This window comes from Aquirufa avitistagni, from assembly GCF_042715545.1.
In the GTDB taxonomy this organism is placed as follows: domain Bacteria; phylum Bacteroidota; class Bacteroidia; order Cytophagales; family Spirosomataceae; genus Aquirufa; species Aquirufa avitistagni.
Genome location: NZ_JBBKXZ010000001.1, coordinates 985,034 through 998,956, shown reverse-complemented (window position 1 = coordinate 998,956; position 13,923 = coordinate 985,034). Strand labels below are relative to the sequence as shown.

Sequence of the window (13,923 nt, the reverse complement as noted above, 5' to 3'; positions counted from 1 at the left end):
ACGAAGTAGGTTTTAATTAAATAGTCCAAATTAGTTTTTTATGTTAAAGAAGCATTCTGCCATTGATGAAGTACAAGTTTGGGATCAGTTTCGTTCGGGTGATCAATCTGCTTTTTCTACGCTGTATCAGCATTTTGTGCAGCCCTTGTATGCGTATTCCTTAGGAGTAACGAATGATAAAGAATTAATTAAAGATTGCCTACATGATTTATTTGTCGAATTGTGGCGCAATCACGCTACGATTGGTCCCACAACGAGTGTTAAGTTTTATTTGATGGCTTCAATTAAACGTAAGTTGGTGCGTCACATGGAAACTAATTTAAAGCACATGAATCATCATATCAATTACACCAAGGATTTTACGGAAGATGAGGTGTCACAAGAAAGCTTGTTGATTCGTTATGAAGAGGAGATAGTTGCCAACAAGCAATTAAAGGATTGTATGAATTTATTAAGTAAGCGCCAGCGAGAAGCTATTTCACTACGTTTCTTTCACAATATGGATACGGATCAAATTTCTAGTTCTATGCGTATTAATCCACAATCAGTTTACAATTTGATTTTTGGGGGATTACGTGTGATGAAGGATGGTTTACAGGTTAAAGCATTGGCGTAGTATAAATGGTATATATTTTATAATTTTTTAAGTATAAATAGGATGTGCACTGCTTTATAGGGTAAAATAAAACCTTATCATTTAGTACATGTCTACGTTTAACCACAGAAGATTATTTATTCGGGCCAGGCTAAACAACAGATTGCTAGTTAGTTATGTGCGTAAATTGTATAAGAATAACCCTAAAACATTGACCCAAAATGAATGCGAAGCGTTGTGGGCTCAAATTAACTTTACTTTGCAAACCTTAAACTAAATTTTTTTACCATGAGAAAACAATTACTTTCCAAGGTTCTTTTTAGCATTGTTTTTGTGCTAATGGGAATTCAAATGCTTGCTCAGGATCGAATGGTCACTGGACGAGTAACAGCATCTGATGACGGTTCAGGGATACCTGGAGTTAGTATTGCTGTCAAGGGTACTTCTAAAGGTACTTCCTCTGATGCAGATGGAAATTACAAGATTTCTATCAGCGGAAATGCCGTTTTAAGTTTCACCTCTATTGGATTTATTTCACAGGATATAACTGTGGGTAATAAATCTCAGGTTAATGTGGTACTTGCTACGGATACAAAAGCCTTAACAGAGGTAGTTGTTGTAGGTTACGGTACGCAAAAGAAGAGTCAGATGACGGGTGCTATTTCTTCCGTAGGTTCGAAAGAGATTCAGGAATTGCCTATCACAAACGCACGTCAAGCCCTACAAGGTAGAGCAGCGGGTGTGGACGTAGTTCAGCCAGGTTCTAAACCAGGTGCGGGTCCTCAAATTCGTATTCGTGGTAGACGTTCATTTAATGCATCAAATGATCCATTATATGTTGTTGACGGTATTCCTTTATCAAGTGGTATCGATGATATCAACCCGAATGATATCGTTTCTATGGAAGTATTGAAAGATGCTTCTGCTACCGCTATTTATGGTTCACGGGGTGCGAATGGTGTTGTTATCATAACAACCAAGCGTGGAAAGGCGGGAGCTACAGTTGTTTCGGTAGATTCATATTATGGTGTTAACCAAGAGTTAGGTACGATTGGTGTGATGAATGGTGCTCAGTTTGCTGAATATAAGCGTGAGTCACGTCGTGCAGTAGGACAATATCCTTTAGGAGCAGCTACTGCGGCTGATGATGCAAAAATCTTTGAACCGCGTGAATTAGCAAGCATTGCTTCAGGTCGTTCGACGGATTATGTAGGTGGTATGTTACGCCCTGGTGCTATTCAAAGCCATCAAGTAGGTGTTTCTGGAGGTAGTGAGAAAACAACATTTAATATTTCTGCCAACTTTTTCCAAGATATTGGTGTAGTTAAATCACAAGATTTCTCTCGTTACACGTTCCGTGTTAACTTAGATCATAAGATTAACGATAAGATTAAAATAGGTTTATCTACTTTAATTGTTAATTCAGTGCGTAACGGTGAGAACTTGAATCTTTTGGCGGGTGCCATGCAGGAGAATCCATTAGGAGAGCCATATGATGCGAATGGAAATTTAGTATTCTTGCCAACGAACGATGGTCTTCGTACAAATCCATTCTCTGAATTAGTAGCAGGTGTCAATGTGGATGATAATAAGCGCTACAGAACTTTCAATAGTTTATATGGTGAGTGGGATATTGCCAAAGGGTTGAAATACCGTGTGAACTTTGGTCCAGATTTAACTGTAGGTAGAGCAGGTCGTTTTATTGGTGCATTTACCAATAACAACCGTGGTGGAAATGCCTCAGGTAGCATTAATGAGCAATTCTTGTTTAACTGGACTTTAGAGAATATCGTTACCTATAACAAGAAGTTTAAAGATGCGCATAATTTGAATTTGACTGGTTTACAATCAATTCAGCGCGATCGTGATGAGCGTACGACTATTTCAGTAAATGGTATACCAGCTGAATCTGCTTCATACCATCGTTTAGGTGATGCAAACCAGATAACGGGTGCAAATACAGATTTGATTGAGTGGACTTTACTATCTTATATGGGTCGTGTGAATTATGACTACAAAGAGAAGTATTTATTTACAGCAACGGTGCGTATGGATGGATCATCACGTTTCGGAGCGAATACAAAATTCGGTGTTTTCCCTTCATTTGCCTTAGGATGGAACTTGTCTGAAGAACCATTTATTAAGAATATTGCTGCAATCGATCAAATGAAGTTACGTGCTTCTTGGGGTGCGATTGGTAATCAAGCGATTACGCCATACCAAACGCAAGCTTTGTTAGGCCGTACGGCATATGCATGGGATAACACAGCTGCATTTGGATATCGTCCAAATTCTATTGGTAACCCAGATTTACGTTGGGAAACTTCAACTACATCCAATGCTGGTTTAGACTTTAGTTTCTTCCGTGGAAAGATTTCAGGATCAGCTGAATACTATGTAACTAATACAACGAATTTGTTGGCTCCACAACCTCTTCCTACTTCAATTGGTTTTGGTGGATTTACGACAAACGTAGGTGAGACGCAAAACACAGGTATCGAATTAACCATAAATACGGTTAATGTTGACCGTGGTGGTTTCCAGTGGACATCTGATTTTATCTTTAACCGTAATAGAGAATCAATCGTTTCGTTAGCAAATGGCAAAGTAGACGATATTGGAGCAGGACGTTTCATTGGCCAACCGTTAAGTGTATTCTTTGATTACAAAAAAATAGGTATTTGGCAAACAAATGAGGCAGATGCAGCGAAGGCATTTGGAGATCGTGTAGGTCAAATTAAAGTGGAAGATTTCAACGGAGACGGTAAGATTAACGCAGATGATCGTCAGATTTTAGGATCAGCTGTTCCTGCCTTCACTGCAGGTTTAACAAACCGTTTTACGTACAAGGGCTTTGATCTTTCTTTCTTTGTTTTTGCGCGTGTGGGTCAGTTGATTCGTAGCCGTTTCCACGATAACGTTAACCAGTTAGCAGGACGTTACAACAACTTAAACTTGAATTATTGGACACCAAACAACCCAACGAATGAGTTCCCTCAACCGGTTGTAACGCAAGAGTTCCCTAAGTATGGTAGTGCTTTAACCTACTTCGAGGGTTCATTCTTTAAGATTCGTAACATTAACATCGGTTATAATTTACCTGAGAATGTAGCTAAGAAGTTGAAGATGCAAAGTGTTCGTATTTTCGCAAGTATTCAGCAACCATTGATTTTAGCTGAATATCGTCAGAAGTACAAAGGTATCGATCCAGAAACATTTGTTGACGGTGAGCAGGGCGTTGGTGGTGGTGAGGTTAACACAAACGTATCGCCTGCAACTAGTGTGACGACGTTTGGATTGAACCTTAAATTTTAATTAACTTATTTAAATAAGAGAGATATGAAAAACTTTAAAATTTTTAGAAAATTAAGTTTTTTAGCAAATATTGGTTTGATTGGAGTAGTTGCTTTGAGTACTCAATCATGTAATGATTTGCTAACAGAGAATGTTATTTCGCGTATTGGTAATGATTATATCAATACGGCGAAAGGTTTGAATGACGCTACTAGTGCAGCCTATTCAACAATGCGTTCTTGGTATGGAACGGAACGTGGAATGAATCTAACCATCTTTGGAACAGATTCTTATCAGAATGGTGCAGATGGTAGCTGGAAGTTTATGAATACGTATACTACTGACTTTGATACGCGTAATGGTCAAGTAGCAGAGGTATGGAATGATTTCTATCAAGGAATCAATACGTGTAATGCGATTATTGAACGTGCTCCAAAAGTTACTGGTTTAGCAGAGTCAATAAAGAAACAACGTATAGCTGAAGCTAAATTTATTCGTGCGCATCATTATTTTATTTTAACTCAATTATTTGGTGGTGTTGACTTGCGTTTAACAGAAACATTAGCGCCAACAAAAGTGGTAAAGCGTAGTACAGTAGCTGCACAATATGCTCAAATCATCAAAGATTTAACAGAAGCTTTACCTGATTTAGAGAATAAAGCGCGTTCATCTGATTACGGTCGCATCACGCGCGCTGGAGCAGAGCATTTATTGGGTCGCGTTTATTTGACAAAAGCTACTTCTTCAGCTAAAGCTGGTGATGATTACGCCAAAGCAATTGCTAGTTTGAAAAATGTTATTTCAAATTATGGCATTACTTTATTGCCTGATTTCGCAAATGTACACAGACAAGGTAATGAAGCAAATAGCGAAGTTATTTGGTCTATTCAGTATACGCGTGATCCATTAACGAATGCAGGTGGTAATAATGCGCACGTATTTTTTGGTATGGAGTATGACGTTTTACCTGGTATGCAGCGTGATACAGAAAATGGTCGTCCATTTAAGCGCTACATGCCTACAAAATATACGTTGGATGTTTTGTTCAAGGATAGAGTGAATGATAGCCGTTACAAGAAGACATTTAAAGATACTTATTTGTCAAACAAGCCTGGAACGTACAATACGAGTTTTGATTTGACCAAGAAATCTGTCACGTTTGCTTTGGGAGACACGGCTATTTTCTTGCCAGGTTTTGAAATGTCTGAAGCTGAGCGTGCAAAAAAGAAGTATCAAGTTTTAGTTCCTTCTCGTTATGATGAGCGTATTTTCTTAGCTATCAATAAGCATTTTGATGGTGGACGTGTTGACCGTACACAATTTGAGGGTGGACGTGATTTTATCGCTTTCCGTTTGGCTGATACATATTTGATGTTGGCTGAGGCTCAATATTTCTCAGGTGCTACTGCAGATGCAGCCGCTACATACAATGTTATCCGTCGTCGTGCTGCTTGGCCAGGCAAAGAGTCAGCGATGTTAATTTCTGCAAGTGATTTGAATGTGAATTTTGTCATGGATGAGCGTGAGCGTGAATTATTAGGTGAGCAATCACGTTGGTTCGATTTAGCTCGTTGGGGTAACTTAGTGGAGCGTGTTAAATTACACAACCCACAGGCAGCACCATTCATCAAAGCACATCACGTATTGAGACCTATTCCTCAATTACAGATTGATAGAGCAGAAGGAACATCTTCTGGTTTTCCTCAGAACCCAGGATACTAGTATTTAATTGATTTCCTTATTTTTGTAATAATTCCGGAGAAAATATTCTCCGGAATTTTACTTTAAACCCCTAGCTATGAAAAATTTAGTTATTCTTTGTTCCCTGTTTATTTCTTTTTCATCATTCTCGCAAGATCGCGTTACGTTTGATAAGAAAACGGATAAAGTAGATGTCTTGGTTGGCGGCAAGTATTTTACTTCCTATTATTTCCCCGGTGAGTCCATACTCAAAAAAGCTGTTCTATTTCCGATACTCTCTGCGCAAGGAAGTACGATTACCCGTGGATATCCCATGGCTCCACGTGCTGGAGAACGCGTAGATCATCCACATCACGTAGGTATGTGGCTGAATTATGAGGATGTGAATGGATATGATTATTGGAACAACTCAACCAATATTATTTCTTCGTTGCAATCGCATAAAATGGGTACGATCAAGCACGAAAAGATTGTATCTACGAAACCAGGTAAATCAGGTGAATTAGTGGTTACAGCAGCATGGGTAGATGATGATGGAACAGGAAAGCGCGTGTTAGACGAAACGACTACCTATGTCTTTTCAGGATCTAAAGATATTCGTGTGATTGATCGGATTACAACGCTTACAGCCGTAAGTGACATGGTTACCTTTAAAGATGTGAAAGATGGTATGTTTGCGATTCGTGTAGCGCGTCAGCTCGAAATACCATCTAATAAACCGGATGTATTTACCGATGCGCATGGTGTGGAGACGAAAGTACCTGTCATGGATAATACGGGTGTCAGTGGGAATTATGTAAGTAGTGAAGGTATTCAAGGCGAAGCTGTTTGGAGCACACGGGCTAAATGGATGAATTTGACGGGTGAATTGGATAAGCATACTGTTAATGTGGCTATTTTAGATCATCCTGCGAATGTGAGTTATCCTTCCTATTGGCATGCGCGTGGGTATGGTCTATTTGCCGTTAATCCACTAGGTGTTAAAGTTTTCTCGAATGGTAAGTCAGAATTAAATTATAGCCTAAAGAAAGGGGAGAAGTTGACATTTCGCTATCGTACGCTAATTGCGGATCGTAGTTTAAGTAAAGTTGAATTAGATGAGGCTCAAGCTAAATTTGCCCAGGAGGTAAAATAATTCGTATTTCAGGAAATATAATGTATTTTTGCAGTGCATTGGGGCCTTTATAGGCCCTATTTTCTTTAATTTATGAAGTTACAATTCTTAGGCGCTGCCAAACAAGTGACAGGATCCATGTCATTGCTTGAGTTAGCAGATGGGTATAAAATATTAATTGATTGCGGTACGGATATGGAGCGGGAGATTGATTATGAATCTCCGATTGAAAATACATCCTTTTTCCCTTTTGATGCATCGCTGATTAATTTAGTCGTTTTGACGCATGCACATATTGATCATTCGGGAAACATTCCCATGTTATATCGAGAAGGTTACGAAGGTCAAGTATTATGTACGCCACCTACTGCTGAACTAGCCGAATTACTTTTGATGGATTCAGCCAATCTACATTTACGCCGACTGCGTTCCGCGCAAGGCGAAAGTAGAAAGAAGCACAAGCAAATGGATCGTTTGTTGCGTAGGGGCGACCTCTACCTTCAAAAAGATGTTGAAGATTCTCTCGACAATTTCGTCACGCTACAATTCAACAAGCGCTTTGTCATCAAACCTGGTCTTGAAATTACGTTTATTCCAGCTGGACACTTACTTGGTGCCGCTCACGTGTATTTTTCAATTACGGAGGAGGGTGAAACAAAAACGTTAGGATTTAGTGGTGACATAGGCCGATTTGATTATCCCTTGCACGTAGACCCACATCCTTTGCCTGCTTGTGATTATCTAGTTTGCGAAAGTACTTATGGAAATCGTGTTCATGAGGATAAGACTTCGCCGATGGACGCTTTGGCAAAAATCATCAAGGAGACATGTATTGATAAACCAGGACGTTTAATTATTCCTGCTTTCTCTGTAGGTCGGACGCAAGCTGTTTTATATACGCTCAATCGCTTAATTGAAGAGCAGAATTTTCCTGCTATCCGTGTGTTTACGGATAGTCCCATGGGTCGTAGTTCTACACGGATTTACAGTAAGAATCTTTCCTACCTAAATCCAGAAGCGCGCGCGTTTCACAAGGAATACGATGATATTTTTGATGTAGAGAATTTAGTCTTCCTTCAAACAGAAAAAGAGACGCGGGCAATTAAGAATTACCATGAACCGTGCATCATTATTTCTTCTTCTGGAATGATTTCAGGTGGCCGTGTTGAACAGCATATTGCCGACAATATTGGTAATTCATATTGTACCATTTTGTTGATTGGTTACTCGGCAGAAGGTACGCTTGGAAAACAGCTGTTAGAAGGTACAGATGTTATTCGTGTGAAGGATCGTGAATACCGCGTAAATGCCCAAATTAGGAAAATAGATGTGTTTTCTGGCCATGCTGACCAAACTGGGCTATTGCGGTTTATTAAAGATCAGAATCCTACATCGCTTAAAAAGATATTTTTATCTCATGGTGAAGAAGAAAGTATGTTGGAATTTAAGGATAAGATTCACGAACTTGGATTCAAGGAAGTTATTTTACCTTCGAAGCACGATACTTTCGACCTATAATTTTTTATTTTTGTATTGAATTTAAAATCCTCTTATGAGAACTTTATTAGAATTTGAAAAGCCAATTGCGGAATTAGAAGATAAGTTGATTGAAATGCGCAAATTAGCTCTGGAGAATAATGTGGATGTAACAAGTGCTGTTGCCTCGCTAACTGATAAAATATTAGAATTGAAAAAGGAAACCTTCGCAAATTTGACGCGTTGGCAACGTGTTCAACTATCGCGTCACCCAGATCGTCCCTACACATTTGATTATATTGAGAAGATGTGTACTGAGTTTATCGAGATTCATGGTGATCGTTCTGTGGCAGATGACAAAGCAATGGTAGGCGGATTTGGAAATATTGATGATGAGTTATCGGTGATGTTTATAGGCCAACAAAAAGGTCGGAATACCAAGCAGCGTCAATTGCGTAATTTCGGAATGCCGAATCCAGAAGGATATCGCAAGGCGCTTCGCCTAATGAAGATGGCGGAGAAATTCAATAAACCAATCGTTTGTTTAATCGATACTCCAGGTGCTTTTCCTGGTTTGGAAGCTGAAGAACGAGGTCAAGGAGAAGCCATCGCACGTAATATTCGGGATATGTTTATGTTAAAGGTTCCCGTGATTTGTATTATAATTGGCGAAGGAGCTTCCGGTGGTGCTTTGGGCATCGCTGTAGGTGATCGTGTCTTAATGATGGAAAATACGTGGTATTCTGTTATTTCACCTGAATCTTGTTCATCTATTTTATGGAGAAGCTGGAATTATAAAGAGCAAGCAGCTGAAGCTTTAAAACTTACTGCTGACGATATGTTAGGAAATGGTTTGATTGATGGCATTATTCCTGAACCATTAGGTGGTGCGCATTTAGATATGGATGCGGCTGTTGGCCTAGTTAAAGCAGTCATCAAAAAGGAATTAGCCATTTTAAACAAAATGGATCCACAAGAACGCATCATGTCGCGAATTGAGAAATTCGGTAAGATGGGCGTTGTCGTAGAATAAGTTTATGGAAGCTGGCGTCGCAGTAGTTTTCGATTTAGGTAATGTATTGTTGCCCATACGGTTGGATTTAACGTATGCTGCATTTGCCAACTACACTTCTTATTATTCACCAGAAGAAATTCATTACATCACTGAGCAGGAAGCTTTATGGGTTCCTTATGAATCAGGTCTTGAATCATGTGATCAATTTAGAGATCGTTTAAGATCTCGTTTTCAGATGGAATGTACCGACGAAGAATTTGATCATGCTTTTTCTGCCTTACTTTTGGATTTTCCTGCAGACGTAGTCGAATTGATTCATGAGCTTAAGTCTAGCTTTCCAATTTATTTACTGAGTAACACGAGTAAAATTCATTCCAATCGATTCTTAACAAACGACTCCTTGTTTAATTTGTTTGATCAGGTGCATCTTTCTTACGAGATGGGTGTTTCGAAGCCGGATCAAGTGATATACCAACAAGTTGTTAATTCCAACCAATTACAGAACCAACGGGTGGTGTTTTTTGATGATAATCAAGCCAATGTGCGATCTGCACGAGATTTTGGTTGGGATGCTGTATTAATTAATCCATCAACTTCATTCACACAAATAAGAAATCATTTACATCAATATGTTAATTAAATCTTCATTATTCGATTTAGCTTTTCGCTTATCTGGTTGGAAATTAGTGGGCGATGTACCCACGCATCTTCCGAAGAGTTTGATTATTGTTTGTCCGCATGCGACTTGGAAAGATTTCCCTATTGGACTTGGAGCGCGCTCGATGATGAATATGCCCATTAATTTCTGGGGCAAAAAGGAATTGTTTGATGGTCCTTTTGGTGGAATGTTTAGTTGGCTAGGGGGGTATCCCGTTGACCGAGCGAAAAACAATAATTTAGTTGGCGCCATTGTCGACATTTACCATTCAAAAGAATCATTTCATGCCGTATTAGCCCCGGAAGGAACGCGAAAAGATGTAGCTGCTCTGAAAACTGGTTTTTATTACATTGCGGTTCAAGCGAATGTACCCATTATCATGATTGGTTTTGACTATGTAAATAAGGAGATACGGATTCGAGAACCATTTACTCCAACGGGAGATTTTGAAAAAGATAAGTTAGTTATTGCTGAATATTATCAGTCAGTACCTGGAGTTCAAAAAACTTGGATTGCGAATTATTTAGTTGATCGCGTGTAGTTAACTATTTTTTCGGCCGTTTTTTGGGAGGCACCACTGGTCCCTATAATTTGTTCCAAATCGGTATAAGAGCTTAATTGAGCTTTTCTAATTGGATCTTCTTCGTTTAAAAGGGGTAGTAATTTTTCCGTGATATGTTCACTTGAAAATGCTGTTTGAATCAACTCAGGAACTGCTTTACGGCCTAGAATTATATTGACTAAGGAGATGAATTTAATCTTGACTAGTAGTTTGGCCAACGAATAAAATAACCAATCGGTTTTATACACTACGACTTGCGGAATACGTAACAAGGCTGTTTCTAATGTAGCGGTTCCTGATGTTACTACGGCCGCTTTAGCTTGTGATACGACTTGATAGGTATTATCTACGATGTAATTTATTCCCGATTGTTTGATTAATTCACTCCATTCACTCACACCTGCTACCACAAAATTCACCTGTGGATTTGCCTGAACAAGTTGTTCAAAGACGGGCATAGCCGCTTTAATTTCTTGTTTTCTACTTCCTGGTAATAGCGCTATGTAGGGTGAATTTAATTTTAAAGGTTCCTTTTTGCTCTCTTTAAAGGCATTTACAGCATCTTGTAGTGGATTACCCACATAATGGGTAGCAATGCCATAATCTGTAAACATCTTTTCTTCAAATGGGAAGATAACGTATAATTGGTCAACCCATTTTCGAATATCCTCAATGCGCCCTTTATTCCATGCCCATACTTTGGGGGCGATATAGAATTGTGTCAGAAATCCTTTTAATTTGGCTATTCGGGCAGCTTTTAGATTAAAGCCACCATAATCGATGAATATGATGGTGTCTGGTTGGAAGTCTTCAATCTGATGTCCAAACTTACTGAATAAACCTTTGAGTCGACTTAAGTTTTGTATTACACCTAATAGACCCATGATGGCTAATTCCGTGTGATGAATAAGAATTTCAGCACCTTCTTTTTGCATGAGGTCACCACCCCAGCCCATAATTTTAGCTTCTGGGTCTAATAGGAGAATTTCACGGATTAAATTAGATCCATGCAAATCACCTGATTTCTCCCCAGCTAAAATAAAATACTTCATTTAGTCCTCACCGTAGTATTCGACGGAATTTTTGTTGGTTTCAATAAGATGCAATTTGTGCAATTCGGCAGTTTGGGAAACGGCTTTAATAGCCGGAGCTAATATTTTCCAAAATTCCATGATGAGCACTTCACAACTTGCTAATTTACCCTCCATGAAATCAACATCTAGATTCAAATTTTTATGATCTACTTTGTCGATGATCTCTTTCTTGATGATGTCGCCAAGTTGTTTTAAATCAAAGACAAATCCGGTATCTACATTGGGTTTGCCTTTTACGGTTACAATTAACTCAAAATTATGTCCATGCCAGTTGTTATTTGCACAAAGACCAAAGACTTCTTGATTTTTTTCCTCGCTCCAGGCAGGGTTGAATAGGCGGTGAGCGGCGTTGAAATGTTCCTTACGGATTACGTATACCATTGTTTTCAGTTTGTGTGACGGATGTCTGGGAAAACATTAGCAGACAATCCAATTATTCCACAAAGGTACAAAAGCTATTTAGAATATGCTTAAATTTGTTTTTTAATACGTTTATATGATCATTGTCACTGGTGCCGCAGGATTTATAGGAAGTTGTTTAATCGCTCGATTAAATGAACTTAATTTTAATTACATTATTGCGGTGGATGATTTTTCCTTTCCAGCCAAGAATAAGAATCTTGAAGGCAAAAAGATTAAAGAACGTGTCGAGCGAACTGAGTTGGCCACCTGGCTGGATCAGCATTACCGTGAAGTAGAGTTTTTCTTTCATATAGGTGCTCGTACCGATACTACGGAGTTTGATAAATCAATTTTTGATGAATTGAATGTCAATTACTCAAAAATGGTTTGGCAAAAGTGTATTGATTATCAGATTCCTTTGGTCTATGCTTCTTCGGCTGCCACGTATGGTTTAGGTGAGTTAGGCTATGATGATAATGAATCACAAATTCCTAATTTAAAGCCCCTAAATCCGTATGGAGATTCAAAGAATGACTTTGATATTTGGGCACTACAGCAGGAAGAAAAGCCTTTCTTCTGGGCGGGACTGAAGTTTTTCAATGTATATGGTCCGAATGAATATCATAAAGGACGCATGGCTTCTGTTATTTGGCATGCATTTAATCAGATTTCAGAAAAGGGTAGTTTACGTTTGTTCAAATCTCATAAACCGGAATATGCCGATGGAGAGCAAATGCGGGATTTTATCTACGTGAAGGATTTGATTTCTGTCTGTGTCTTTTTAATGGAACACCGGAAGAATTCTGGCATTTATAATCTAGGTACAGGTATTGCGCGTTCATTTAATGCATTAGGTACATCTACATTTGTGGCCATGAATAAGCCGGTTCAAATAAATTACATCGATACGCCAGTGGACATTCGTGATACGTACCAATATTTTACGGAGGCCAATATGTCTAAATTAAGATCGATTGGATACGAGGATCCATTCTTTACTTTAGAAGCAGGTGTGAAAGATTACGTACAGAATTATCTTATTCCTGGGAAGTATTGGTAATTTTCTTTAGGCTTTCTTCGATAAATCCTTGTCCGTAGGCCAATAATTGTATGTTGGCAGCCACCAATCCTAAAAGACTTACGAAAAGGCTTTTTGTTTGCTTTAGCGCATCGATAAAAATGGCCAACCAGTAAATGGATAATCCTATGAATAATAGGTTACCTATGGGTGGTACAAGTATATTTAAAATAATCGTATTCCAAAAATAGATAAAGTAACAAGCAGGGAAGAAGTGTACCCATTTAAGTTCACTTGGATAAAACCGACTGATATTAATTCGTGCGCGACCAAAAAAATGTATTTGCTTGTAAAATTGCTTGAAGCTTGTTCTTCTTTTGTGGTAGATGAATGCTTCTGGGATTAAGCCGGATTTGAATCCTAATGATATACAGCGAATGCTGAATTCAATGTCTTCTCCCATGCGGGTAATAACAAAACCCTTCGTAGCCTCCCAAACCTTTCTGGAGATACCCATATTAAAGCTGCGTGGGTGAAATTGACCACCTACGTTTTTAGCTTTCCCTCGAATTCCACCTGTGGTGAATAAACTAGTCATGGCAAAGCTGATGGCTTTTTGCGTAGCTGTAAAACTTTTATGGTCTTTGTCAGGACCGCCAAAGAGATCTAATTGTTGATGCTCTATTCCTTTTTTTACTTCTGCTAAATAGCTAGGTTCAATTAATGCATCTGAATCTAGAATGACGAAAAAATCACCTTTAGCGCGTTCAAAAGCATAATTACGGGCAAAACCTTGGCCGCCGTTTTCTTTGAAGAAATAGTTGATTGGAAAAGATTTGGCATACTTTTCAGCAATGAGGTCAGCTTTGTCAACACTTCCATCTTCAATGATGAGTACTTCATAGTTTGTGTAGGTTTGTTGGGACACACAAGCCAATAGCTCATCAAGTTCCTGTGGACGATTGTAAACGGGTATGATGATGCTGAATAACAT

General features: G+C 38.8%; 12 protein-coding genes. 9 read left to right on the top strand and 3 right to left on the bottom strand.

Translation table 11 applies throughout. The features are described 5' to 3' along the window. Positions 1-40 precede the first annotated feature (40 nt). The 8 genes from U0R10_RS04340 to U0R10_RS04305 all read left to right on the top strand — a co-directional run bounded on the left by U0R10_RS04340 (position 41) and on the right by U0R10_RS04305 (position 10,394). Positions 41-616, top strand: coding sequence for an RNA polymerase sigma factor (locus U0R10_RS04340; RefSeq protein WP_377982724.1), 576 nt, complete (start codon positions 41-43; stop codon positions 614-616). A gap of 267 nt (positions 617-883) precedes the next feature. After that, complete coding sequence (locus U0R10_RS04335) at positions 884-3,910, top strand: SusC/RagA family TonB-linked outer membrane protein (RefSeq protein WP_377982723.1); 3,027 nt, start codon at positions 884-886, stop codon at positions 3,908-3,910. 24 nt (positions 3,911-3,934) lie between these two features. Then, positions 3,935-5,611, top strand: a complete 1,677-nt coding sequence (locus tag U0R10_RS04330; protein ID WP_377982722.1) for a RagB/SusD family nutrient uptake outer membrane protein — start codon at positions 3,935-3,937, stop codon at positions 5,609-5,611. A gap of 76 nt (positions 5,612-5,687) precedes the next feature. Continuing rightward, positions 5,688-6,725, top strand: a complete 1,038-nt coding sequence (locus tag U0R10_RS04325) for a DUF6807 domain-containing protein (RefSeq protein ID WP_377982721.1) — start codon at positions 5,688-5,690, stop codon at positions 6,723-6,725. Between the two features lie 72 nt (positions 6,726-6,797). Then, positions 6,798-8,222: an MBL fold metallo-hydrolase RNA specificity domain-containing protein gene (locus U0R10_RS04320; RefSeq protein WP_377982720.1), complete on the top strand. Its 1,425-nt coding sequence runs from the start codon at positions 6,798-6,800 to the stop codon at positions 8,220-8,222. A gap of 34 nt (positions 8,223-8,256) precedes the next feature. After that, positions 8,257-9,213 carry an acetyl-CoA carboxylase carboxyltransferase subunit alpha gene (locus U0R10_RS04315; RefSeq protein WP_377982719.1) on the top strand — a complete coding sequence of 319 codons (957 nt, stop codon included), beginning with the start codon at positions 8,257-8,259 and terminating at the stop codon, positions 9,211-9,213. A gap of 4 nt (positions 9,214-9,217) precedes the next feature. Beyond that, positions 9,218-9,835: an HAD family hydrolase gene (locus U0R10_RS04310; protein ID WP_377982718.1), complete on the top strand. Its 618-nt coding sequence runs from the start codon at positions 9,218-9,220 to the stop codon at positions 9,833-9,835. Continuing rightward, the gene (locus tag U0R10_RS04305; RefSeq protein WP_377982717.1) at positions 9,825-10,394 is read left to right on the top strand and encodes a 1-acyl-sn-glycerol-3-phosphate acyltransferase; all 570 of its coding nucleotides are present in this window, start codon (positions 9,825-9,827) and stop codon (positions 10,392-10,394) included. The genes U0R10_RS04310 and U0R10_RS04305 overlap by 11 nt, the downstream gene beginning before the upstream one ends. Here the strand turns inward: U0R10_RS04305 and lpxB are convergent. Together lpxB and U0R10_RS04295 are read right to left on the bottom strand one after the other, a co-directional pair. Continuing rightward, positions 10,373-11,467, bottom strand: a complete 1,095-nt coding sequence (lpxB, locus tag U0R10_RS04300) for a lipid-A-disaccharide synthase (RefSeq protein ID WP_377982716.1) — start codon at positions 11,465-11,467, stop codon at positions 10,373-10,375. The genes U0R10_RS04305 and lpxB overlap by 22 nt on opposite strands. Further along, the gene (locus tag U0R10_RS04295) at positions 11,468-11,890 is read right to left on the bottom strand and encodes a 6-pyruvoyl trahydropterin synthase family protein (protein ID WP_377982715.1); all 423 of its coding nucleotides are present in this window, start codon (positions 11,888-11,890) and stop codon (positions 11,468-11,470) included. A gap of 115 nt (positions 11,891-12,005) precedes the next feature. Between U0R10_RS04295 and rfaD the strand changes: the two genes are divergently transcribed. Next, the gene (rfaD, locus tag U0R10_RS04290; protein WP_377982714.1) at positions 12,006-12,971 is read left to right on the top strand and encodes an ADP-glyceromanno-heptose 6-epimerase; all 966 of its coding nucleotides are present in this window, start codon (positions 12,006-12,008) and stop codon (positions 12,969-12,971) included. Here rfaD and U0R10_RS04285 read toward each other — a convergent pair. Then, positions 12,949-13,923, bottom strand: a complete 975-nt coding sequence (locus U0R10_RS04285; protein WP_377982713.1) for a glycosyltransferase family 2 protein — start codon at positions 13,921-13,923, stop codon at positions 12,949-12,951. The genes rfaD and U0R10_RS04285 overlap by 23 nt on opposite strands.

Coding starts and splice junctions, on each gene's coding strand:
- U0R10_RS04340 (WP_377982724.1), top strand. CDS start 41: ATGTTAAAGAAGCATTCTGCCATTGATGAAGTACAAGTTTGGGATCAG.
- U0R10_RS04335 (WP_377982723.1), top strand. CDS start 884: ATGAGAAAACAATTACTTTCCAAGGTTCTTTTTAGCATTGTTTTTGTG.
- U0R10_RS04330 (WP_377982722.1), top strand. CDS start 3,935: ATGAAAAACTTTAAAATTTTTAGAAAATTAAGTTTTTTAGCAAATATT.
- U0R10_RS04325 (WP_377982721.1), top strand. CDS start 5,688: ATGAAAAATTTAGTTATTCTTTGTTCCCTGTTTATTTCTTTTTCATCA.
- U0R10_RS04320 (WP_377982720.1), top strand. CDS start 6,798: ATGAAGTTACAATTCTTAGGCGCTGCCAAACAAGTGACAGGATCCATG.
- U0R10_RS04315 (WP_377982719.1), top strand. CDS start 8,257: ATGAGAACTTTATTAGAATTTGAAAAGCCAATTGCGGAATTAGAAGAT.
- U0R10_RS04310 (WP_377982718.1), top strand. CDS start 9,218: ATGGAAGCTGGCGTCGCAGTAGTTTTCGATTTAGGTAATGTATTGTTG.
- U0R10_RS04305 (WP_377982717.1), top strand. CDS start 9,825: ATGTTAATTAAATCTTCATTATTCGATTTAGCTTTTCGCTTATCTGGT.
- lpxB (WP_377982716.1), bottom strand. CDS start 11,467: ATGAAGTATTTTATTTTAGCTGGGGAGAAATCAGGTGATTTGCATGGA.
- U0R10_RS04295 (WP_377982715.1), bottom strand. CDS start 11,890: ATGGTATACGTAATCCGTAAGGAACATTTCAACGCCGCTCACCGCCTA.
- rfaD (WP_377982714.1), top strand. CDS start 12,006: ATGATCATTGTCACTGGTGCCGCAGGATTTATAGGAAGTTGTTTAATC.
- U0R10_RS04285 (WP_377982713.1), bottom strand. CDS start 13,923: ATGTTATTCAGCATCATCATACCCGTTTACAATCGTCCACAGGAACTT.